The sequence below is a fragment of the Caballeronia sp. BCC1704 genome, from assembly GCF_902833455.1.
GTDB lineage: Bacteria > Pseudomonadota > Gammaproteobacteria > Burkholderiales > Burkholderiaceae > Caballeronia.
This window is the reverse complement of sequence record NZ_CADFFT010000001.1, coordinates 289,444-312,184: the sequence shown is the minus strand read 5'-3', so window position 1 is coordinate 312,184 and position 22,741 is coordinate 289,444. Positions and strand designations below refer to the sequence as shown.

The following is a 22,741-nucleotide window of genomic DNA, read 5'->3' as shown; positions in this document are numbered from 1 at the left end:
GGGAGCACGTCATGTTAGGGCGCATCGGCGTGTCGCTCGCCATTGGCTTTCTTAAGTTTCTCGCGATCATTCCTTACGGCATTACCGCGCGTTTCGGCGATGGCCTCGGCTGGCTGCTTTATCAGATTCCGAGCCGGCGCAAGCGCATCGTGCATACGAACCTCAAGCTCTGCTTTCCCGAATGGTCGCCCGAGCGCCGCGAGGAAGTCGCGCAGATGCACTTCCGCCATGCCATTCGCAGCTATGTCGAGCGCAGCGTGCAGTGGTTCGGATCGGCGAAGAAGCTGGAAAGGCTGATCGAAGTGGACAGCGCCGTCGATCTCACCGATCCCGATCTGCCGCCCACGCTCTTTCTCGGGCTGCACTTTGTCGGCATCGAGGCGGGGTCGATCTTTCTGAACTACTCGCTGCACCGGCAATGCGGATCGCTGTATCAGCCGTTCTCGAATCCGCAGGTCGAAGAGATTGCCAAGCGGCAGCGCGCGCGCTTCGGCGCGGACATGGCGAGCCGCGCGGATAGCGCGCGCATCGTGCTGCGCTGGCTGCGCGACCGCAAGCCCGTCATGCTCGGCGCGGACATGGATTACGGCATGCGCAATTCCACCTTCGTGCCATTCTTCGGCATTCCGACGTGCACGCTGACCGCCGTCGGCCGGCTCGCGAAGACGGGCAAGGCGCAAGTGGTGCCGTTCATCGGCGAGGTGCTGCCGAACTACAAGGGTTATCGGCTGAAAATCTTCGCGCCGTGGGAAAACTACCCGACCGGCGACGACGATGCCGACGCGCGCCGCATGAACGCGTTTCTCGAAGAGCAGATTCCGCGCATTCCCGAGCAGTATTACTGGGTCCACAAGCGCTTCAAGACGCGGCCGCCGGGCGAGGCGAGTTTTTATTGAGCCGCGCGGCGCCAAGCGGCACGAAACGCCGCCCCGAGGCTCACATACAATAGCGGCCATGAAACTCAAGTTCACCAAAATGCAGGGCGCGGGCAACGACTTCGTCGTGCTCGACGGCTACTCGCAGGCGCTCGATCTGAACGCCGCGCAGGTTCGCGCGCTCGCCGACCGTCACTTCGGCGTCGGCGCGGATCAACTGCTGCTGGTCGAAAAGCCGACCGTCGATGGCGTCGACTTCAAGTACCGCATCTTCAATTGCGATGGCGGCGAAGTCGAGCATTGCGGCAATGGCGCGCGCTGCTTCGTGAAGTTCGTGCGCGATCGCGGGCTGACCGCTGCTTCGACGGTGCGCGTGCAGGTGCAGAAGGGCGTCATCACGCTGACGATGCAGGACAACGGCGAAGTGACCGTCGACATGGGCGCGCCGGTGTTCGCTCCGCCGCGCGTGCCGTTCGACGCGAGCGGTCTCGACGGCCGCAGCGAAGGCAACGATACGCTCTGGCCGCTCGATGTCGGCGGAAAGACGCGCTGGGTGTCCGTCGTGTCGATGGGCAATCCGCACGCGGTGCAGGTCGTCGACGACGTGAAAGCGTATCCCGTGCTCGCCGAAGGGCCGCAGATCGAGCGCCACCCGCGCTTTCCGGAGCGCGTCAACGCGGGCTTCATGCAGATCGTGGATCGTCATTCCGTCAAACTGCGCGTCTTCGAGCGCGGCGCGGGCGAAACGCTCGCCTGCGGCACGGGCGCATGTGCGGCGGTGGCCGCGGGCATCCGGCGCGGTTTGCTGGATTCGCCGGTGCGCGTCGAGACGCACGGCGGCACGCTCACGATCAGCTGGGACGGCGCACGCGACGAATCCGCCGCGCTTTTCATGGCCGGACCCGCCGCGACCGTCTTCGAAGGCGAGATCGAGCTTTCGGACATCGGCTGACTTGAGCCCACGCATTCAAACGTATCAGGCAAACATGAATCCACGCGAAGTCGCCGACTATCTGCTCGACAACCCCGACTTTTTCGTCGAGCACGCCGAACTGCTCGGCACCATCCGGCTTTCGAATCCGCACGGCAAGTCGGCTGTGTCGCTGCAGGAACGGCAGATGGAAATGCTGCGCGACAAGAACAAGCAACTCGAACGGCGGCTTGCCGAACTGCTGCGCTACGGCCATGAAAACGACAGCATCGCCACGAAGTTCAACCGCTGGACCGTGCGCGTGACCGGCCAGCGCGACCCGTACGCGCTGCCGTCCACCATCAGCAAAGGGCTGTGCGAAGTGTTCGACGTGCCGCATGCCGCGCTGCGCATGTGGGATGTCGATGAAGCGTATCGCCAGGCGGATTTCGCGCGCCACGTCGGCGAGGAAGTGCGTATTTTCGCGGGCAGCCTCGACGCGCCGTATTGCGGCGCGAACAGCGGCTTCGCGGCAGCGCAATGGCTCGGCGTGGCGAACTCGGCATCGGCGTCCAGCGGCGGCTCGCTGGAAGACGCGTCCGCCGAACGCGGCATTCAGTCGATTGCGCTCGTCGCGCTGCGCGATCCGCAAGCCGGCCCGGATGCGCCCGCGTTCGGCCTGCTCGTGATGGGCTCGCCCGACGCGCGGCGCTTTCACGACGGCATGGCGACGGATTTCCTCGCGCAGATCGGCGTGCTGGCGAGCGCGGCGCTCTCCCGCCTGCTGCCGAACTGAGCGACGCGACATGCAGCCCGCCGATCACATCGCCGCTTATCTCGCGATGCTCGAACACGAGCGGCGGCTGTCGGAGCACACGCTGCGTGGCTACACGTACGAACTCGGCGAACTGCGCGCGCTCGCCAAGGGCCGCGCGCTCGAAACGCTGACGGCCGCCGACATGCGCGGCGCGGTCGTGCGCGCGCACGCGGCGGGGCTGTCGCCGCGCTCCATCGCGCATCGGCTGTCGGCGTGGCGCGCGTTTTACCGCTGGCTCGCCGAACGCGTCGAGATGCCCGCGAACCCTGTCGCGACGGTGCGCGCGCCGAAGCGCGAAAAGACGCTTCCGAAGGCGCTTTCCGTCGACGACGCAATGGCCCTGATGGACGCGCCGCGCGCCGACAGCACCGAAGCGTTGCGCGATCACGCCATGCTCGAACTGTTCTATTCGTCGGGGCTGCGGCTCTCGGAACTCGTCGGGCTCGATGTCCGCCACGTCGATACGAAGGACCATCAGTCCGCCGGCTGGCTCGATCTGGCTGCAGCCGAAGTCACCGTGCTCGGCAAAGGCAAGCGCATGCGCAAGGTGCCGGTCGGCCGCAAGGCGATCGATGCGCTGCGCGCGTGGATCGACGTCCGCGGCGAATTCGTCAAGCTGGACCCGCACGCGCTCTTTCTTTCCGTGCGCGGCAATCGCATGTCGCCGGGCGTGGTGCGCGAGCGCGTCAAGCGCATGGCGCTCTTGGCCGGCATTCCGGCGAATGTGCATCCGCACGTGCTGCGGCATTCGTTCGCCACGCACGTCTTGCAGTCGAGCGGCGACCTGCGCGCGGTGCAGGAACTGCTGGGTCATGCGAGCATCACCGCGACGCAGATCTATACATCGCTGGACTTTCAGCACCTTGCTCGTGTCTACGACTCGGCGCATCCGCGCGCGAAGAAGCGCGACTAACACCGCGGCGCCATGCGCGCTGCTCCGATCATCGCAATGAACACCATCACGCTCAAACCGGCGAAGGACAAGTCGCTCGTTCGCCGCCATCCGTGGATTTACGCGAACGCCATCGCGCGCATCGACGGCAATCCCGCGCCCGGCGCGACCGTCACCGTGCGCGCCGCCGATGGCCGTTTTCTCGCGCGCGCGTCGTACAGCCCGCATTCGCAGATTCGCGCGCGCGTCTGGACGTTCGACGAAGCGGAGCCCGTCGATCACGCCTTCTTCAAGCGCCGCGTGCAGCGCGCGGTCGCGCATCGGCAGACGATGGTCCGCGATACCGGCGCGACGCGCCTCGTCTTCGGCGAAGCGGACGGCTTGCCGGGCCTCATCGTCGATTACTACGTCGCCGATCAGGGCTCGCACGCGCAGCTCGTCTGTCAGTTCATGGCGACGGGCGTCGAGGCGTGGAAGCCGGCGATCGTCGATGCGCTGATCGCCGCGACCGGCTGCCCGAACGTCTACGAACGCTCCGATGTGTCGATCCGCCAGAAGGAAGGGCTGGAACAGACGACCGGCGTGCTCGCGGGCGATCCACCGCCGGACACGCTCATCACGAACGAATGCGGCGTGCGTTATCACGTCGACGTGAAGCACGGCCACAAGACCGGCTTCTACGTCGACCAGCGCGACAACCGCGTGCTCGTGCAGCAGAACGCGCAAGGCCGCGACGTGCTCAACTGCTTCTGCTATACCGGCGGCTTTTCGCTCGCGGCGTTGAAGGGCGGCGCCGCGCGCGTCGTGTCGGTGGATTCGTCCGGCGAAGCGCTCGCGCTCGCGCGTGAGAACGTCAAGGCCAACGGCTTCGACGCGGAAAAAGCCGAATGGCTCGACGCCGACGCCTTCAAGACGCTGCGCCGTCTGTACGACGAAGGGCAGCGTTTCGACCTGATCGTGCTCGATCCGCCGAAGTTCGCGCCGTCGCGCGAAACCGTGGACCGCGCCGCGCGCGCGTACAAGGACATCAATCTGAGCGGCTTCAAGCTGCTGCGTCCGGGCGGGCTGCTGTTCACGTATTCGTGCTCGGGCGCGATCGATGCGGACTTGTTTCAGAAGATCGTCGCGGGCGCGGCGGCCGATGCCCGCGTCGATGCGCGCATCCTCAAGCGCCTGGGCGCGGGCGTCGATCACCCGCTGCTTACGGCGTTTCCGGAAGGCGAGTACCTGAAGGGCCTGCTGTTGCAAATCGCGTGAGCGGCCTTATCTGGCTGCGGCAAGGTCACGCGGCGCAAAGCGCCCGCTGGGCGAATATGTTTCAATAACCGATTCAGTGCGCCACCGACCGGCCGCGCGATTCCGAACACTGACAAGGAAACAGGCGACACCATGATTCCCGTAACCATCCTGACCGGCTTTCTGGGCAGCGGCAAAACCACGCTGCTCAAGCGCATCCTGAACGAGAAGCACGGCATGAAGATCGCCGTTATCGAGAACGAGTTCGGCGAAGAGAACATCGACAACGAAATTCTCGTGCAGGAAACGAACGAGCAGATCATCCAGATGAGCAACGGCTGCATCTGCTGCACGATTCGCGGCGATCTGGCGCGCGCGCTGGAAGACCTCGCGAACCGCAAGAAGGCGGGCACGCTCGATTTCGACCGCGTGGTAATCGAAACGACGGGTCTCGCGAATCCGGGTCCGGTCGCGCAGACGTTCTTCATGGATAACACGGTCGCCGACGAATTCCTGCTCGACGCGATCATCACTTTGGTCGATGCGAAGCACGCGAACGCGCAGCTCGACCAGCACGAAGTGGTGCAGCGGCAAGTCGGCTTCGCGGATCGACTGTTCATCACGAAGTCCGATCTGGTGGATGCAGACGCGCTCGAAGCACTGAAGCATCGGCTGGTGCACATGAACCCGCGTGCGGCGATCAAGGTCGTCAATTTCGGCGATGCAGACATCAAGGAAATCTTCGATCTGCGCGGCTTCAACCTGAATTCGAAGCTGGAAATCGATCCGGATTTCCTCGCGGAAGACGAGCACCATCATGACCACGATCACGCGCACGACGACGATCACGACCATTCGACGTGCGGGCACGATCACAGCCACGATCACGAGCATCACCACCACCATCATCATGCGCACCACGACGACAAGATCAAATCGTTCGTGTATCGCAGCGACAAGCCGTTCGATCCGAACCGCCTCGAAGATTTTCTCGGCGGCATTTTGCAGATTTACGGCGAGCGGCTGCTGCGCTACAAGGGCGTGCTCTATATGAAGGGCGTCGATCGCAAGGTCGTCTTTCAGGGCGTGCATCAGATGATGGGCAGCGACCTCGCCGCCAAGTGGATGCCGATCGAGAAAAAGAACAGCAAGATGGTGTTCATCGGTATCGAGCTGCCGAAAGATCTGATCACCGACGGCCTCGACGCCTGCCTGGTGAAATAGCGACCCGGCACGCATTTCGCTGATCTGCGCCAAGCGCGCGAAAGGCGGGACGCAACGTCGATGCGAAGATGCGCCGCCCGCGAGCCTCGCCGGCGGCGTTTTTCGTGGGCGTTTATTGTCGCGGTTATGTAGTCGCGCCCACCAAACGACATCGCTTTTTGCGGGTTCAGGCGTTATATTTTTGAAATTCCGGCGGCTTTCGACAGGGTTTTCCTCGGTTATCGTCGGAAATTGCGGTTCAGTTACAATACAGCCCCACTGGAGAAGGGCGAATCCGTTCGGCGCATACGAATACGGGCGTTGGCCGTCGGATGTCAGAAAAGGATGCCCCGGCGGACGATCTGCTGATAGGCCGCGAGGGCCGCAAGGCGAGCGTTGAAACGGAGCAGCCAATATCGGTTTCCAGAGGAGTTCGGCCCCGCATCGAGTGTCGCGTGACGCCAAAACGCTGCATGCATGCGGGCAACGCAAGTGCGGGCGTTGCGAAGACATCGCCTTACATTGAAGAAGCAAGCAGATGACAACGAAACTCTTGACCGAAGCCGAAATCCTGAAGATGAGCGAGAAGGACTACATGAACGAGGAACAACTCGCCTTCTTCAAGAACCGGCTCGAGCAGTTGCAAGCGGACATTCTCAAGAATGCCGGCCAGACGACGGAAAACCTGCGGGAAACGGTGATCGTGCCGGACCCGGCGGACCGCGCGACCATCGAAGAAGAGCATGCACTGGAACTGCGCACGCGCGACCGCGAACGCAAGCTCCTGAAGAAGGTGCAGCAATCGCTCGCGCGCATCGAATCCGGCGACTACGGCTGGTGCGAAGAAACCGGCGAGCCGATCGGCATTCCGCGGCTGCTCGCGCGCCCCACGGCCACGCTCTCGCTCGAAGCGCAAGAGCGCCGCGAACTGCGCCAGAAGCTCTTCGGCGACTAAAGCGGCAACCGCGCGGCGAACGGTGCGGGCCCGCCCGCAACGGGGAACGCGCCGCCGCGAAAAACCGCGAGTTGGGCGTTAGCACGAACAAAAGGCACACGTGAACCGTGTGCCTTTTTGCTTTTCGCGCGTCCACAAACCCACACCTTGATAAATGCCGCCGCGCCCTAAACTGAACTCGACGCGCCCGCTCATCGCGAAGGCGCGCGCGCGGCGCCGTACGCTTCGAGCCCTCCGGCCGGGCGGAACCCCGCGCCGTGCACTCCATCGAATTCTCGACTGCGTGGCGGCTCGTCACTGATCGCAAGCCGCCCGCGTTCTTCTGGTTTTCTTAAGGAACGCACATGGAACAATTTCACGGCACGACCATCGTCTCCGTGCGACGCGGCGGCAAAGTCGCGTTGGGCGGCGATGGTCAGGTGACGCTCGGCAACATCGTCATGAAGGGCGGCGCCAAAAAAGTGCGCCGCATCTATGGCGGCAAGGTGCTGGTCGGCTTCGCCGGCGGCACGGCCGACGCGTTCTCGCTGCTGGATCGCTTCGAAGCGAAGCTCGAAAAACATCAGGGCAATCTGACGCGCGCCGCCGTCGAACTGGCGAAAGACTGGCGCACCGACCGCATGCTGCGCCGTCTCGAAGCCATGCTGATCGCCGCCGACGCCCAAGCCACCCTCGTCATCACCGGCAACGGCGACGTGCTCGATCCCGAAAACGGCATCTGCGCGATCGGCTCGGGTGGCGCGTATGCGCAAGCTGCCGCACAGGCGCTTGCGGAAAACACCGAGCTTTCGCCGCGCGATATCGTCGAAAAGGCGCTGACCATCGCCGGCGACATGTGCATCTATACCAATCACAATCGCGTCATCGAGACGATCGAATAAAGGAACCCAGCGATGACCACCATGACTCCCTCCGAGATCGTCTCGGAACTCGACAAACACATCATCGGCCAGGGGCGCGCGAAGAAGGCGGTTGCCGTCGCGCTGCGCAACCGCTGGCGTCGCCAGCAGGTCGCCGAGCCGCTGCGCCAGGAAATCACGCCGAAGAACATTCTGATGATCGGGCCGACGGGCGTCGGCAAGACCGAAATCGCGCGGCGTCTCGCGAAACTCGCGGACGCGCCCTTCATCAAGATCGAGGCGACGAAGTTCACCGAAGTCGGCTACGTGGGCCGCGATGTCGACAGCATCGTGCGCGATCTGATCGAAATTTCCGTCAAGCAGACGCGCGAGGCGGAAATGAAGAAGGTGCGCACGAAGGCGGAAGATCGCGCGGAAGATCGCATTCTCGACATTCTCCTGCCGAGTGCGCGCCCGGTAGGCTTCGGCGCGGCCGAAGCGACCAGCGAAGGCGATAACACCACGCGCCAGACGTTCCGCAAGCGCCTGCGCGAAGGCGCGCTCGACGACAAGGAAATCGAACTGGACGTCGAATTGCCGCAAGTCGGCATGGACATCATGGGGCCGCCGGGCATGGAAGACATGACCGAGCAGATCCGCTCGATGTTCGCGAACATCGGCGGCGGCAAGAAGACGCGCCGCAAGGTGAAGGTGAAGGAGGCGCTGAAGCTGCTGACCGACGAGGAAGCCGGCAAGCTGCTCAACGACGAAGAGGTCAAGACGAAGGCGGTGCAGAACGTCGAGCAGAACGGCATCGTGTTCCTGGACGAGATCGACAAGATCGCGTCGCGCAGCGAAGTCGGCGGGGCGGAAGTGTCGCGCGCGGGCGTGCAGCGCGACCTGCTGCCGCTCGTGGAAGGCACGACCATCAACACGAAGTACGGGATGATCAAGACGGATCACATTCTGTTCATCGCGAGCGGCGCGTTCCATCTCGCCAAGCCGAGCGATCTGATTCCCGAACTGCAAGGGCGTTTCCCGATTCGCGTGGAGCTGGATTCGCTGTCCGTGGGCGATTTCGAGTCGATCCTGAATTCGACCGATGCGAGTCTCGTCAAGCAGTACAAGGCACTGCTCGCCACCGAAGACGTGGAACTCGATTTCGCCGACGACGGCATTCGGCGTCTCGCGGAGATCGCGTTCTCGGTGAACGAAAAGACCGAGAACATCGGCGCGCGGCGGCTCTATACGGTGATCGAAAAGCTGCTGGAGGAAGTCTCCTTCGCGGCAGGCAACCACGCGGGCCAGCCGGTGAAAATCGACGCCGCGTATGTGGATCGCGCATTGGGCGATGTCGCGGAAGACGAGGATTTGTCGCGCTACGTGCTTTAAGTCGCGCCGGCAAAGAGAGAACCGGGCCTTCGCGCCCGGTTTTTTTGCGCCTGCTACGCGAGAAGGCAAAAAAAAGCCCGCCTAGTTGGCGGGCTGAATCCATATCAGGAGGAGACATGGAGGAGACAGTTCCAATCATACACAGCGGGTTGATGCGACGCAATAGAAATTTTAGTAAAAACCCCTATGGCGTCGATGTGTGGTATCTGCGCGTCACTTTTTGTTGCAGCGCTGGACGAGAGAGAAATGACAGAGCAAGGAACGGCGCGTAACCTCACCGACACGGCTTTACATTGGACGCGTACCCTAAAGCCGCCGAGTTCATCATGAACGCCGCCGAATTTCCCCGTTATCAAACCGACGAAAGCCGCTGGCAAGCCGTCGCCGAGCGCGACGCCCAAGCCGACGGCGCATTCTTCTTCGCCGTGCGCACGACCGGCGTGTTCTGCCGGCCGTCGTGCGCGTCGCGGGCGCCGCGTCGCGAAAACGTCTCGTTCTTCGCGACGACCGACGAAGCCGAAGCCGCCGGCTATCGCCCGTGCAAGCGTTGCCAGCCGACGAGCCTGCCGCGCGAACTCGCCATCGTCGAGCGCGCGTGCAAGGTGCTCGACGCCGATCCGCAGCAGCGCATGACGCTCGCGCAACTGAGCGACGCCGTGCACGTCAGCCCATTTCATTTGCAACGCCTGTTCACGCGGATCGTCGGCATTTCGCCGCGGCAGTATCAGGCCGCGAGGCGGGCAGGCGTGCTGCGCGACGCGTTGCAGCGCGGCCGCGACGTCACGCGCGCGGCGCAGGACGCGGGCTTCGGTTCCTCGTCGCGCATGTACGAGGCCGCGCCCGCCGAACTGGGCATGACGCCTTCCGCGTATCGGCGCAAGGGCGCGGGGCTGACCGTGCGTTATGCCACCGCCGCCACGCCGCTCGGCGCCGTGCTCGTCGCCGCGACGGATAAAGGCGTCTGCAAGATCGCATTCGGCGATGATCCCGCCACGCTCGTCGAGCAACTCGCGGCCGACTTCCCGCTGGCGGAGCGCATGCAGGACGACGCGCGCATAGAGCCGTTCATCGCGCAGATAGGCGCGTATCTCCACGGCACGCGCGAGCGTTTCGACTTGCCGCTCGACATCGGCGCGACGGCGTTTCAACAGCGCGTGTGGGATGCGCTGCGTCAGATACCGTACGGCGAGACGCGCAGCTACACGGACATCGCGGCGTCGGTCGGTTCGCCGGGCGCGGTGCGGGCGGTCGCGAGCGCGTGTGCGTCGAATCCGGTGGCGCTGGCGATTCCATGTCATCGCGTGATCGGCAAGGACGGCGCGATCGCGGGCTATCGCTGGGGACTGTCGCGCAAAGAAGCGTTGCTGGACACCGAGCGCGCGCATAGCGAAGCAGGAAAGGTCGCGTAAGAGCCGTATTTCGGCCGAAGCGCCCGGCGTCGAACGACGCGCGGGCGCTTTTTATTGCAACGGCGTTTCGCGTCGATCGCGCTGCGAACCACGCCAATCGGTGCCGCAAGCACGGGCAACACCGAGATGTTAAAGTGCCCGCTACCCGAAAATTTGACCGAGCGCGTTCCCATGCGCTCTTCGCAGAACGCTTCAATGGCAAACACGAATCCCGCTCACTCCGCAGCCGGCGCGTATCGGCGCAGGCTCGCCGCGCTCGCGTCGGGCTCGCATGCCGACGCCCTGCGCCAAGGCTTGCGCGGCATCGAAAAAGAAAGCCTGCGCGTGACGCCCGAAGGCAAGCTCGCGATGACGCCGCATCCGCGGTCGTTCGGCTCGGCGCTCACGCATCCGTTGATCACGACGGACTACTCGGAAGCGCTCGTCGAACTCATCACGCCCGCCGAGCCGGACGCCGCGCGCGCGCTCGCGCGCCTCGACGCGATCCATCGCTTTGCGTACGCGCATCTCGGCGACGAGTTGCTGTGGAACCACTCGATGCCGAACGCGTTGCCGCCCGAGAACGAGATCCCGCTCGGTTATTACGGCACGTCGAACATCGGCAAGCTGAAGCACGTATATCGCCGCGGACTCGCGCTGCGTTACAGCCGCACGATGCAATGCATCGCCGGCATTCACTACAACTATTCGCTCGACGAAAACGTGTGGCGCGCGTGGCAGGCGCTCGATCCGGCGAGCACGGTGTCGTTGCAGGATTTCCGCTCGGAGCGTTATTTCGCGCTCATCCGCAATTTCCGCCGCACGAGCTGGCTCTTGATGTATCTGTTCGGCGCGTCGCCCGCGCTGGATAAGCGCTTTGTCGAAGGCAAGCCGCATCAACTCGAAGCCTTCGACAGCGACACCTTCTATCTGCCGCATGCGACCAGCCTGCGGATGAGCGATCTCGGCTACACGAACAACCCGGCGCAGGCCGATCTGCTGCCGAGCTACGACCGTCTGGACGCTTACCTCGACGTGCTCGCGAAAGCCGTGAGCCAGCCGTACGCGCCGTATGAAGCCATCGGCACGCAGCGCAACGGCGAGTGGGTGCAGATCAACACGAACGTGCTGCAGATCGAGAACGAGTTCTACTCGACCATTCGCCCGAAGCGCGTCACGCACTCCGGCGAGCGTCCGCTGCACGCACTGGCCGAGCGCGGCGTGCAGTACATCGAAGTGCGCTGTCTGGATATCGATCCGTTCGCGCCGACGGGCATCGCACTAGAGACGGCGCGTTTTCTTGATGCGTATCTGCTCTACTGCGCACTGGAAGACAGCCCGCTGTTGCCGCGCGAGGCGAGCATCGAAGCAAACGACAACTTCAGCGCCATCACGAAGGAGGGACGCAAGCCGGGCCTCACGCTGCGTCGCGACGGCGCGGAAGTATCCATGCAGCAATGGGCGAACGAATTGTTCGATGCGATCGAGCCGGTCGCCGGCACGCTCGACGCGCTTTCCGGCAGCGACGACCACATGCGCGCGCTTACGGCGCTGCGTTCGCGCATCGCGGATGCTTCGTTGACGCCGTCGGCGCGCGTGCTTCAGACGATGCGCGACAAGCAGCAGTCCTTCGACGAGTTCGCTTTCGATATCAGCCGCGAGCACGCGGAATACTTCCGCCGTCGCCCGCTGCCGCCTGAAGAAGAGCGCAAGATGGAAGCGCTCGCGGCGCAATCGCTCGCCGAGCAAGCCGCCATCGAACGCGAGCAGACCGAGCCGTTCGACGCGTTCATCGCCGCGTACGGGAACTACAAGCCCGACAGCGTCGGTGTCTGAGCACACATCACGAGCAGTTTTTTCTTGCTGCGCCGTGGCGCGTGCGGCAAAAACGACGCGTTTTGCAACAGAGGGAAACGCGCCGAACACCGCACGCGCGTGCGGGCCAAAATCGGCTTTTTATCGACTATCGGGAATGCGATGAACTACCGACTCATCAGCGCAGCCGCGTCGCTGGCCTTGATTGCCGGATGCGCGGCCGAAACGCAGGTCAGCAGCCAGACGATCGAGCAGGCCACCGCGCCGCTCACCTGCATGAGCAAGCTCGAATGCGACGCCTGGTGGGCGCGCGCGCAGGTCTGGGTGACGAATCACTCCGAGTACAAGTTGCAGGCCATCACCGATTCGGTGATTCAGACGGCCGGTCCGTCGAGCGGCAAGCGCGCGCTCGCGTATCAGGTCACCAAGACGCCGAGCAACGAAGGCACCGCGACCATCGGCTTCGCGGCGCACTGCGACAGCCCGCTCGGATGCGATCCGAATCCGTGGCAGGCGGGCGCGGACTTCAAGCAGTTCGTGCGCAACGGCACGTCGCGGCCCGTGAACGCGACGCCGCAAGCCGTGCAGCAGCCGCAGCAGATGCAGTCGGTGCCGCTGAATCTGGACAGCCAGCCGGCGCAATCCGTCACGCCGATTCAGTGACGCCCGCGCGTCAATGCCCCATCGACGCCGACGCGCCCTTGCGCGGACGCGTCAGCCAGACCATCGCGGCGAGCACCAGAAACGCATAGAACGAGATGCGGAAGAAGTCGTTGGTCGACATCATGTACGCCTGCGCGGCCACGACGCGATCCAGTTGCGCGGTGAGCGCCTGCCCCGACAGGCCGACGCCCGACAGTAAATCGGAATAGGCGGTGGTCGTCTGCGCGTACGGCGTGACCGATTCGGTGAGCACGGCGTGATGCCGGATCATGTCGTTTTCCCAGAACGTGGTGCTCACCGCCGTGCCGATCGCGCCCGACAGCGTCCGCAGAAAGTTCGACAAACCCGCCGCGCCCGCCAGCCTTTCGTCGGAGACGCTGGAGAGCGTAATCGTCGTCATCGGCACGAAGAAGCACGCCACGCCGATGCCCTGAATCAGCCGCGGATACACGATGTCGTGGAACGGCGTGTCGAGCGTGAACGTCGAGTTCCAGTACGACACGAACGCGAACACGATAAACGCGAAGCTCGCCACGACGCGCAGGTTCATGCGATGCATGTTCTGGCCGATCATCGGCGAAAGCACGAGCGCGAGGATGCCGACCGGCGCGGTCGCGAGTCCCGCGAGCCACGGCGTGTAGCCGAGCACGGTTTGCAGCCACAGCGGCAGCACGACGACCGACCCGAAGAACGCGAGAAAGCCGAGCGACGTAATGAGCACGCCCATCGCGAAATTGCGGTCGCGAAAGAGCGACAAGTCGATGACCGGCTCCTTCTCCGTGATCTCCCAGACGAACATGAACGCGAGCGAGATGGCCGCGATGATCGCCAGCGCCACGATGAAGTTCGAATTGAACCAGTCGCGGTCCTTGCCGAGGTCGAGCATCATTTGCAGACTCGCGACGCCGATCACGAGCAGCGCGAGCCCGACGCCGTCGATGCGCTGATTCGTCGTCTTCGTCTCATGGCCGCGCAGGAGGAAGTACGCGATGGCCGCCGAAAACACGCCGATCGGCACGTTGATATAGAAGATCCACGGCCACGTGTAGTTATCCGTGATGTAGCCGCCCATCACCGGGCCGAAAATCGGCGCGACGATCACGGTCATCGCCCACAGACCGAGCGCGAGCCCACGCTTTTCCGGCGGATAACTGCGCATGAGGATGGTTTGCGAGAGCGGGACCATCGGGCCGGAGACGAGACCTTGCAGCAGCCGGAACGCGATCAGCGACTCGAAGTTCTGCGCAAATCCGCACAGCGCCGAGGCGACCGAGAACAGCAGCACGGAAATGGTGAAGAGCTTCACCTCGCCGACGCGCCGCGCGAGCCAGCCGGTCAGCGGCACCGCAATCGCGGACGCGACCGAATACGACGAAATGACCCAGGTTCCTTCGCTCGTCGCGACGCCCAGACTGCCGGAAATCGTCGGCACCGCGACGTTGGCGATCGACGTGTCGAGTACTTCCATGAACGTGCCGAGCGCGAGGCCCATTGTCAGCAAGGCGAGGATGCCGCCGGTCAATGGAGCCGGGGCGGCGGAATCGGGCGCGGTCGTGGCGGTCGTCGACATTCTTGTTGTGCTCCAGCGCGTGAATTATGTGTGTCGCGGCATTCTCTGCCCAGACAGTGATTAGGGCAACTCGTGGCGGCCCGAACTCGATGAATTGCTCTAGTCGGCGTCGGACTCGTCGAGCCCGCAACCTGCGCTCGCGTCCGTCGGCGAATTCCCGATGATCCGCGCCAGCATGGCGATCAGCAGATCGAGTTCGGCCCGGCTGAAACCGTGCAGCTGATCGTTGAGTACCGCCGCGCCGATGGCCGGCAGCCGCGCGGCGGCGTCTTGGCCGCGCTCCGTCAACGTGAGTTCGACGATGCGCCGGTCCGCGTCGCTGCGCGTGCGACTGACGAAACCTTTCTTCTCCAGCCGGTCGAGCATCCGGGTCATCGACCCGCTGTCATACGACATCTCTCGCGAGAGTTCGAGCGGCGTGCGCGCCCGCCCCGACGCCAGCGAAAGGATGACGCCGATCTGCTGCGACGTGAGATCGAGCGGCTTCAGCGCCTCATCCGTGCGCGCGACCAACACATTGCGCGCCTTTGCGAGGTGATAGCCGAGGCTCGTTTCGAGGCGGATCGTGGCGGGATCGTAGAGCGGTTCGCTATCCATGCGGGTTGACGTCGGCGCGGCGTGCCGCGAAACAACAGTTCAAGAAAAGCAATCGCCAGTATCTTGAAAAGTAGTTGCATAGTCAATATTATTCTATGCAACGAGTTATGCGCTTCATGCGCCGCCCGAGACTATGTTTTGATCCCAGCTGCGTCGTTCGAACGACGCCTGAAGAGACCGTAAATGACCCGCTTCGCAGAGACCGCCCGCACCGCCCGCCGACGCATCGGCCAAGTCAGCAGCACGATCGCCAGTGCTTCCCGTCACTTCGTCCCGCCGAAGTTGAATTCGTGGAAGCTCGCGCTTTATCTGATCGTGTTCCTGCTGCCGGGCGGCTCGTTGGCGGTGCTCGGAATGGGCTGGTTCGAGAATCGGCATCGGCGCAAGGGCGCAGCTTCCGAGAAAGCGGGCGGTGCGTCGTCGCGCACGCTGATCGGCGGCCCGTGCGCGGGCGGCTCGACCGGCCGTTGAATCGCGTTCATCGTCACGAGTAACGCGCCGTAACCTATATCTTCCCGCACGTAACACCCGCCTTACGGCTAAGCCGTTACCCTAACGTCTGCCCGACGCCCGCTGCGAACCACGCTGCGGGCGTTCCGTTACTATCTCGGCTGACCGCGTTCGCCGCACCGGACGAACCGCCGCCAACCGAATTCTCGACAAGCAGATGCCGTATCGCCCCGCCGTTTCCGCTTCCATCGCGTCCCGCCATTCCGCCGCTCGTCGCACCGTGCGCAATTTGAGCGCGATCGCAATTGCCGCTGCCTGCGCCATGTCGATCGCGGGTTGCGCCGTCGGCCCGGATTATCAGCGTCCTACCACGCCGATGCCCGCCGCCTTCAAGGAAGCGCCCGAAGGCTGGAAAGTCGCGCAGCCCGCCGACCGCGAGGACCGCGGCGACTGGTGGAGCGTCTACGACGACGCGCAGCTGAACGATCTCGAAACGCGTCTGAACCAGTCGAACCAGACCATCGCGCAGTACGCGGCGGCGTATCGGCAGGCACGCGCGCTGGTCGGCGAAGCGCGCGCGGCGTATTTCCCGACCATCGGGGCGTCCGCGTCGGCGTCGCGTTCGGGCAGCCGCCTGACGACCGGGACAGCCACAAGCCGCAGCACGGTCGGCAACGACTTTAGCCTCGCGCTCGATGCCTCGTGGGAGCCGGACTTGTGGGGCAGCATCGGCCGGACGGTGACGGCGCAGAAGGCGGGGCAGCAGGGCGCGGCGGCGGACCTCGCCAACGCGCGTCTGTCCGCTCAGGCGACGCTCGCGCAGACGTACTTCCAGTTGCGCGCGCTCGACGCGCAGCAAAAGCTGCTCGACGAGACCGTCGCCGCGTATCAGCAGTCGCTCAGGCTCACGCAGAACCAGTACGCGCAAGGCATCGTCGCGCGCTCGGACGTGATTCAGGCGCAGACGCAGTTGCAGTCGGCGCAGGCCGCGGCCATCGACAACGGCGTGGCGCGCGCGCAATACGAACATGCCATTGCGGTGCTCGTCGGCGAGCCGGCGTCGACGTTCTCGCTGCCCGCGATGCCGCTCGACGCCACGCCGCCGACCATTCCCACGGCGATGCCGTCCGCGCTGCTGGAGCGGCGTCCGGATATCGCGTCGGCCGAGCGGAAGGCGGCCGCGGCGAACGAACAAATCGGCATCGAGATGGCGGCGTATTTCCCGACGCTCACGCTCTCAGCGCAGGGCGGGTTCGAAAGCACGGTGTTGTCGCAATTGCTGCGCGCGCCGTCGCGTTTCTGGACGCTCGGGCCGGATATCGCCGCGACGATTTTCGATGGCGGCTTGCGCGCGGCGCGCACGGAAGCGGCCCGCGCCGCCTACGATCAGAATGTCGCGACGTATCGGCAAACGGTGCTGACCGCGTTTCAGGACGTCGAAGACAATCTCGCGTCTCTGCGAATCCTCGAGAAGGAAATCGTCGTGCAGCAGCAGGCGGTTCAGTCCGCGCAGCAGGCGCTCGCCATCATCAACAATCAGTACAAGGCGGGAACGGTCGCGTTCATCAGCGTGCTGACCGCGCAGACCACGGCGTTCACGGCCGAGCAGAAGCTCGCGAGCATCGCGGGCCAACGCATGGTGGCGTCGGTGGGGCTGGTGAAGGCCCTGGGCGGCGGCTGGGACGTCGCGCAGATGAACCGCGAGACGGGCGGCGTAGAAGCGCCGACGCCGGCTTCCGCGCCCGAGGCGATGTCCGCGACGGGAAAGAACGCAGCCGGCGGCTGATTACGCGCTCTAATAATGGTTGAACGTCAGCGCGACGGTATCCGGATCGGTGTGTCGGCCGAGCAGATTCAGGAGTCCCGCGAGATTTTCGCGCTGCGCCGGTTCAGCCTTCGCGGTGCCTTCGAAGGTCGTCGCGTCTTGCGAGATCACGCCACTGCCGGTCAAGAGCAGAGGGCCGCGGGTTGTCGAGAGATCGATGCTCGCCGTCGCCCCTTGCGCCTGCAACGCGACGCGGTACGACCCGAGCGGCTTGACCCGCGACACGCGCGAAGCCATGTCGTCGAGCGTCACCACGAACTGTCCGTAAGCATTCCTGCCGAGCAAGCGGAATTCGGTCCACGAAAGCCGCACCGTCCCCTCGAAATTCAGCGTATTGAACGGCGCGCCCAGACCGGCGAGCAGCGTCGCCGGAACCGCGATGCCGCCCGCCGAAAGCGTCGCGCCGCGCGTCGTGGCATCGACGATCAGGGGATCGGGCATCGCCTCGGTCTGGCGCATGGTCATATGCACGCGGCCGGTGAAAAGCGGCCAGAACGCCGTCGTCCATTCGATGCGCCCCGGCAGCAGCGTCGCGCCGGAGCCGTCCGTGCTCGCCGCGAGCATCAGCGTCGCCGAGCCGCGCCAGAGCGAACCCGAAGGATCGGCGAGATTCACGTGGCCGCCCGTCGCCTTCGCGAACTGCGGCGTGATCCACGCGGCGGGCATCATCACGAGCAGCGTTCCCGCCACCGAGAGCACCATCACGATGAGTCCCGGCAGCGCGAGCCTGAGTCGGCGAGTCCAGTAGCTCATTTGACGCTGGCCGGTTGCAGCGATGCCGTCAGGTCCACCTGGCCGTCCGGCTTCAGCGCCTGAATATGCGCTTCCGACACCTGCACCTTGAACTGCTTGCGCGCGTCGTCGAGCCACATCGTCCAGTTCGGAAACGACGCGTTCTTCAACTGAATCTGCACCGCCGCGCCGATGACCTGCACCTGCGTCGGCTGCATGTTGTTGTCCGCGAGCGACTTGGCGAGCGCATCGCGCAGCGCGCCGCCCGTCGGCGTCACGCCCTCGGCGCTGCCCGCGAGCGAGCGCGCTTCGTTCGCTTGCGCGGTCATCGTGGCGAGCTGGCGCTGCATCGTCGGCAAGGTGTCGCGCAAGCGGGCGCGGCCTTCGTACGCGGGCGCCCACAGCACGAGATAAACCAGCGCGATGCCGAGCAGCAGGCCGCCCCACATCAACAGCGTCTTTTCGCGCGGCGTGCGCGCCTCCCAGAACTCGGAGAGCGTTCGTCCGATTTCCGCTTTCATTGGCCGCTCCTGATGGTCCATTTGCCAGTGTTCGTGTCGATGGCGCCGTTCAGCCCGTTGGCCGCGAGGCGCTTGCCGAGGTCAGGATCGACCTTGGTGTCCGGCTTGAACGTCACTTCCAGATGACGGTCCCGATAATCCAGCCCGGCGATGCCGTTCACCGGCACCGGACCGAGCGAGCGCGCGAGGCCGTCGGCGAGCGACAGAAAGTCCGACGGCGACAGCTCGCCCGACGCCACGCGCAGCCGGTCGAGATTGCGCGCCATCTGGTCGGGCGCGTCGAGCACGGTTGTCGTCTTCGGGAAGGTGTTGAGCAGCAGTTCGGTCATCTGCGCGTTGATGGCGTCGCGCTGGCGCGAAAGCTGAATCCACTGCACGTTGATGCCGACAATCGACACGATCACCGACGCCGCCACGAGCGCGATCGGCACGCGCAGGCGGCGCATGGTCGCGCGGTCGAGCCGCCACGGCTGCGCCGCGAATTCGAACTGGCACAGGTCGAAGCGGCTCGCGAGCGCATTGCGGGCGAGCGCCTCGAACGCGAGCGGCTGCGCGCCCGCGACGGCCGCGTATTTGCCCGACGCCGCGAGACGCGGCTCGTCGCCGGGAATGTCGGCGAGCGAATACAGCGTGAGCGGATGCCCGCCCGCGAGTGCGTCGAGCGTTGGCGCAATCGAATCGACGGGCAGCGCGAGCCCTTCGCCGAGCGCCGCGCGTTCGCCGCGCGCGATGGCGATCTCGACGCGCGGCGCGCCGCCGGTCGCGGGCGCCGCCGCTGGCACGTCGCCGATCAGCGCGGGCGCGGTCGAAATCACGTTGCCGAGCAATCCCGCGATGAAGGGCGTCGGTGGCGCTTCGGCAGCTTCGGTTTCGCCTTCCGGCGTCTCGATGACAGGCGCGGCGGCCGGAACGGGCAGGCAGCGCATGGCCGGAACGGGCAGGCAGCGCATGGCCGGAACCGCCTTCAGATTGCGATGCCCGGTGCTCATGAACGCATCGCAGACAAAGCGGAACCAGCCGCGATCGATCACCGCGACCACGCGCCGTCCGTCCGCGAGCGCGACCGGATCGACGGCGATGTGGCACGTCTGCGGGTCCTGGATCAACTGGTCTTCGACAACGTTCGGCAGCGCCTGACGCAGCCTCGGACCTTTGAGCGGCGGAACGGTAGCGGCGAGCAGCAGCGTGTCGCGCGCCGCGACGATCAGCACGGTCGCGTTGGCGCGCGGCAGAACGCCGACAGCGGCGCGGCCGGCGCGTTGTGTCTCGCCGCGCTTGTCCAGCAGCAGAAACGGCAGGTCGGGCAGTTGCCACTCCTGCGAGCGCACGGCGGGATCGCGCGGCGGTAATAAAACAATCAGTGTGCTCAAAGGCCACTTCCTCTTGTCAGTAACAGCGTCATCAGAGCGCGTCGCGCGTATAGACGATGCGCGTGGTGTGCGTGGTCGCATCGCGGTACACGAGCGTCGTGCGCTCCAGTTGCGCGCGCTCATGTTCGACGCGGCCGTGAATCACAAAATAGCGCGTGGTCACGTCGAGCTGGTTCGGGTCGATCGACGTGGAACGGACGCCCGCGCCGGTCAGCGCGAGCTGCACGTTGCCGATATCGTGGAAAAACACCGTCTCGCGCCGAGCGACGAACGCCTGCGCCTGCGAAAGGCTCATGCCCGGCACCACGGCGGCGACCACCGTGGCCGGCGCGGTATTCATGTTCACGGGGGTCGTCGTCGGCAGGACAGTCACGAACGGCCGCAGCTTCGCGACCGCTTCGGCCGAAAAGCCCGGCACGTCGAGCAGCGAATCCACGCTGATCATTTGCAGCGGCGCGACCGGCGCGTCGCTGTCGGCGTCCTTGAGGCCGGGATCGTCGGTGAAATTGCCGCCGCCCGTGCCGCCGCCTTGCGCCATCGCCGCCATGGCCTCCGCGGGCGAGCTCGCCGCAGTCGCGCCGTTGCCCGTCTGCGTCTGGAAGCGCGTCGCGGAGCGCGAGAGTCCCGCGCGCATCTGCAAGGCGACCGTCTTCGCGAGCGATCCGTTGATGCCGAGCATCGTCAAAAGCCGCTGGAACGCCTGAATCTGCTCGACGTTGATGGTCAGCACGCCGGGCGCCGGCGTCGCGACGAGGTTGCGCAGGTTGAACTTCGCCTGCGCGTCCTCGATGGAGCCGGACAGAAACGTCTGCGCGCCTTCCTGCGAGCGCACTTCGCCGATCTGCCCGAGGAAGTCGGAGAGCTTCGTCTTCGCGATCGGCACGCCCCACACGCCGCCGAGATACGTGACGGTCGGCGAAGTATCGGCTTCGGAACGCAGAATGAGCCGCGTCCAGTCGAGCGCGCTGCGCGAAATCCACTGCGCCTGCGCAAGCAACCGCTGATTTTCGATGCGCCGCACCTGCACCTGCTGCCGCCACAACATGCCCGACACGAGAATCGACGAGAGCGCGACCACCAGCAACGCGCTGATGATCGCGACGCCGCGCTGTCTTTTGCTCAGGCCCGATGCACGCATCGTCATTCTCCGACCAGAAACACGCGCGTGATCGGCACGCGCAGATTCGGCGCGCCGACCGCCACCTGAATGCCCGACACGGCACGCGCGAGCGGCGCGTTGCTGAGTTGCGGCACCTTCAGATTGTTGTCGTTCTCGTTGATCTGCGAAAGCACGTCGGCCATGCGCGTCGTCCAGCCTTTCGTCGGAATGTAGACGCGCGTCGCGAGCGACCGGACGCCGCCCAGCAACGGCACGGCGCTCCAGCCATCGGCGGTGTCGCTCGACGAAAGCGCGCGCCGCACTTCGCCGACGTTTTCGAGCGGCGGCGACGCGAATCGCACGATGCGCCCGTCCGTCAGCCGGTAGCGCACGACCTGCAGGCGCGGCGCGGTAGCGGGCGCGAACACGCCGCGCACGATCTGGAGCGACCCGTTGCCGAGCGAGACGGCGGGTTGGCCGGCTTCGTCGTCGGTCGCGGCCTGGCGCGCGTCGATACGCATCTGGTCGAACAACTGCGCGACCACGCGCTCGTCTTCCATCGCGTTCGTGATGGTCGCGCGGCCGCGAATGATCTGATCGAGCCCGCGCCACGACAGCACCGCGATCACCGCGAGAATGGCAATAGCGATGAGCATTTCGAGCAGCGTGAAGCCGCGCTGCCGGCGCGCCGCGCGCCGCGGCTCAGAGCGAACGATTCGTTTCATTCGCCACCACCGTGACCATTTGCGCGAGATAACCGGCGCGCCCCGGCGTCGCGACGAACATTTCGACGCGACGGAAAATGGGATTCGGCGTCGCCGAGACGCGCTGCGTGCAGACGAGCTTCAGATTGCCCTGCGAGCAGTCGAAGGTGCGCGAGCCGATGTCCGGAAACACATGCGCGAGCCGCAGTTGCGCGAGTTCGTTGTCCGCGCTCCAGCCCGCGAGCAGACGCCGATGCAGGTCCGCTTCGCTCGTCGCCATCGACCCGACCGCGCGCAGCGATGCCGCGAGCGCCACCGCGAGGATCGCCAGCGCGACGAGCACTTCGATCATCGTGAAGCCGCGTTGTGCGCCGCGTTGTGTGGATCGTGACCGCATCACCGCACCTGAAAGCGGCCGTTGCCGCTGCCGATGATCGTCGCGCGGCCCACCGCCGAAACGAGCGTGATTTCCATGGGCGTGTCGATGGCTTCGGTGCCGAACACGAGCCGGCTCACGGTCTTGTCGGAGTCCAGAAACTGGATGGTCACGCTCGTCACGCCGCCTTCCCAGCGGCGCGCGCGCAAAAGGTCGTCGCGCAGCGGGCGCCAGCCGTCTTCGGTGCGGATATCGAAGCGGAACCCGCCTTCCACCGGCTGAAACGCGATCGGCCGGGCGCGCACTTGCGCTTCGTCGCCTGCCGATTCGAACAGCAGCGCGAGCCGTTGCGCTTCTTCGTTCAGATCGGTGCGCGGATTGCGCGTGAGCTGCAGCGACGCGAGCGACACGAGCAAGCCCGCGATGACCAGCACGACGAGCATTTCCAGCAGCGTGAAACCCGCATTGCGACGCGCCGCCCGGTGCCTGCCGTGCCTGTTCACTTCACGTTC

The 22,741-nt window shown here is 65.1% G+C and carries 23 protein-coding genes; 14 read left to right on the top strand and 9 right to left on the bottom strand.

What is annotated here, in order from left to right:
* The first annotated feature begins 11 nt into the window (after positions 1 to 11).
* From HWX53_RS01430 to HWX53_RS01375, 12 genes are all read left to right on the top strand, one after another.
* Complete coding sequence (locus HWX53_RS01430) at positions 12 to 896, top strand: lipid A biosynthesis lauroyl acyltransferase (protein WP_175938767.1); 885 nt, start codon at positions 12 to 14, stop codon at positions 894 to 896.
* A 58-nt stretch (positions 897 to 954) separates the two neighbouring features.
* The gene (gene dapF / locus HWX53_RS01425) at positions 955 to 1,827 is read left to right on the top strand and encodes a diaminopimelate epimerase (RefSeq protein WP_175938765.1); all 873 of its coding nucleotides are present in this window, start codon (positions 955 to 957) and stop codon (positions 1,825 to 1,827) included.
* A gap of 34 nt (positions 1,828 to 1,861) precedes the next feature.
* Positions 1,862 to 2,581 (top strand): DUF484 family protein, encoded by a 720-nt coding sequence (locus tag HWX53_RS01420; protein WP_175938763.1) that lies wholly within the window; start codon positions 1,862 to 1,864, stop codon positions 2,579 to 2,581.
* A gap of 10 nt (positions 2,582 to 2,591) precedes the next feature.
* Positions 2,592 to 3,515, top strand: a complete 924-nt coding sequence (gene xerC / locus HWX53_RS01415) for a tyrosine recombinase XerC (protein ID WP_175938761.1) — start codon at positions 2,592 to 2,594, stop codon at positions 3,513 to 3,515.
* A 36-nt stretch (positions 3,516 to 3,551) separates the two neighbouring features.
* A complete protein-coding gene (locus HWX53_RS01410) occupies positions 3,552 to 4,751 on the top strand; it encodes a class I SAM-dependent rRNA methyltransferase (protein WP_175938759.1) in 1,200 nt (399 codons plus the stop codon).
* A 132-nt stretch (positions 4,752 to 4,883) separates the two neighbouring features.
* Positions 4,884 to 5,954, top strand: coding sequence for a GTP-binding protein (locus tag HWX53_RS01405; protein ID WP_175938757.1), 1,071 nt, complete (start codon positions 4,884 to 4,886; stop codon positions 5,952 to 5,954).
* Positions 5,955 to 6,471: 517 nt separating this feature from the next.
* Positions 6,472 to 6,888 (top strand): RNA polymerase-binding protein DksA, encoded by a 417-nt coding sequence (dksA, locus tag HWX53_RS01400; protein WP_061122132.1) that lies wholly within the window; start codon positions 6,472 to 6,474, stop codon positions 6,886 to 6,888.
* Between the two features lie 344 nt (positions 6,889 to 7,232).
* Positions 7,233 to 7,769, top strand: coding sequence for an ATP-dependent protease subunit HslV (gene hslV / locus HWX53_RS01395; protein WP_175938755.1), 537 nt, complete (start codon positions 7,233 to 7,235; stop codon positions 7,767 to 7,769).
* A gap of 12 nt (positions 7,770 to 7,781) precedes the next feature.
* Entirely contained in the window at positions 7,782 to 9,119 is a 1,338-nt protein-coding gene (hslU, locus tag HWX53_RS01390) for an ATP-dependent protease ATPase subunit HslU (RefSeq protein ID WP_175938753.1), read from the top strand.
* Between the two features lie 326 nt (positions 9,120 to 9,445).
* The gene (gene ada, locus HWX53_RS01385) at positions 9,446 to 10,528 is read left to right on the top strand and encodes a bifunctional DNA-binding transcriptional regulator/O6-methylguanine-DNA methyltransferase Ada (RefSeq protein WP_175938750.1); all 1,083 of its coding nucleotides are present in this window, start codon (positions 9,446 to 9,448) and stop codon (positions 10,526 to 10,528) included.
* Positions 10,529 to 10,723: 195 nt separating this feature from the next.
* Positions 10,724 to 12,343, top strand: a complete 1,620-nt coding sequence (gshA, locus tag HWX53_RS01380) for a glutamate--cysteine ligase (RefSeq protein ID WP_175938749.1) — start codon at positions 10,724 to 10,726, stop codon at positions 12,341 to 12,343.
* 141 nt (positions 12,344 to 12,484) lie between these two features.
* Positions 12,485 to 12,985 (top strand): hypothetical protein, encoded by a 501-nt coding sequence (locus tag HWX53_RS01375; RefSeq protein ID WP_175938747.1) that lies wholly within the window; start codon positions 12,485 to 12,487, stop codon positions 12,983 to 12,985.
* Between the two features lie 10 nt (positions 12,986 to 12,995).
* Here HWX53_RS01375 and HWX53_RS01370 read toward each other — a convergent pair whose 3' ends face one another.
* Entirely contained in the window at positions 12,996 to 14,555 is a 1,560-nt protein-coding gene (locus HWX53_RS01370) for a DHA2 family efflux MFS transporter permease subunit (protein ID WP_279612483.1), read from the bottom strand.
* A 99-nt stretch (positions 14,556 to 14,654) separates the two neighbouring features.
* Positions 14,655 to 15,152 carry a MarR family transcriptional regulator gene (locus HWX53_RS01365; protein ID WP_175938744.1) on the bottom strand — a complete coding sequence of 166 codons (498 nt, stop codon included), beginning with the start codon at positions 15,150 to 15,152 and terminating at the stop codon, positions 14,655 to 14,657.
* Between the two features lie 183 nt (positions 15,153 to 15,335).
* Between HWX53_RS01365 and HWX53_RS01360 the strand changes: the two genes are divergently transcribed.
* Both HWX53_RS01360 and HWX53_RS01355 read left to right on the top strand, forming a co-directional pair.
* Complete coding sequence (locus tag HWX53_RS01360; RefSeq protein WP_175938742.1) at positions 15,336 to 15,623, top strand: hypothetical protein; 288 nt, start codon at positions 15,336 to 15,338, stop codon at positions 15,621 to 15,623.
* Positions 15,624 to 15,924: 301 nt separating this feature from the next.
* On the top strand, positions 15,925 to 17,388 hold the full coding sequence (locus tag HWX53_RS01355) for an efflux transporter outer membrane subunit (protein WP_244140034.1): 1,464 nt from the start codon (positions 15,925 to 15,927) through the stop codon (positions 17,386 to 17,388).
* Positions 17,389 to 17,397: 9 nt separating this feature from the next.
* On the opposite strand, the gene HWX53_RS01350 is transcribed toward HWX53_RS01355, so the two are convergent.
* The 7 genes from HWX53_RS01350 to HWX53_RS01320 are packed head-to-tail and all read right to left on the bottom strand — an operon-like array spanning position 17,398 to position 22,732.
* Complete coding sequence (locus HWX53_RS01350; RefSeq protein ID WP_175938738.1) at positions 17,398 to 18,180, bottom strand: type II secretion system protein N; 783 nt, start codon at positions 18,178 to 18,180, stop codon at positions 17,398 to 17,400.
* A complete protein-coding gene (locus tag HWX53_RS01345) occupies positions 18,177 to 18,680 on the bottom strand; it encodes a type II secretion system protein M (RefSeq protein ID WP_175938736.1) in 504 nt (167 codons plus the stop codon). Before HWX53_RS01345 ends, HWX53_RS01350 begins: the two co-directional genes overlap by 4 nt.
* Positions 18,677 to 20,050 carry a type II secretion system protein GspL gene (gene gspL, locus HWX53_RS01340; RefSeq protein WP_175938734.1) on the bottom strand — a complete coding sequence of 458 codons (1,374 nt, stop codon included), beginning with the start codon at positions 20,048 to 20,050 and terminating at the stop codon, positions 18,677 to 18,679. Before gspL ends, HWX53_RS01345 begins: the two co-directional genes overlap by 4 nt.
* Positions 20,051 to 20,081: 31 nt before the next feature.
* On the bottom strand, positions 20,082 to 21,194 hold the full coding sequence (gspK, locus tag HWX53_RS01335) for a type II secretion system minor pseudopilin GspK (RefSeq protein WP_175938732.1): 1,113 nt from the start codon (positions 21,192 to 21,194) through the stop codon (positions 20,082 to 20,084).
* Positions 21,191 to 21,874, bottom strand: a complete 684-nt coding sequence (locus HWX53_RS01330; protein WP_175938730.1) for a prepilin-type N-terminal cleavage/methylation domain-containing protein — start codon at positions 21,872 to 21,874, stop codon at positions 21,191 to 21,193. Before HWX53_RS01330 ends, gspK begins: the two co-directional genes overlap by 4 nt.
* Entirely contained in the window at positions 21,852 to 22,250 is a 399-nt protein-coding gene (gene gspI, locus HWX53_RS01325) for a type II secretion system minor pseudopilin GspI (protein ID WP_175938728.1), read from the bottom strand. The genes HWX53_RS01330 and gspI overlap by 23 nt, the downstream gene beginning before the upstream one ends.
* Positions 22,250 to 22,732: a GspH/FimT family pseudopilin gene (locus tag HWX53_RS01320; protein ID WP_175938726.1), complete on the bottom strand. Its 483-nt coding sequence runs from the start codon at positions 22,730 to 22,732 to the stop codon at positions 22,250 to 22,252. The genes gspI and HWX53_RS01320 overlap by 1 nt, the downstream gene beginning before the upstream one ends.
* Between the last annotated feature and the right edge of the window lie 9 nt (positions 22,733 to 22,741).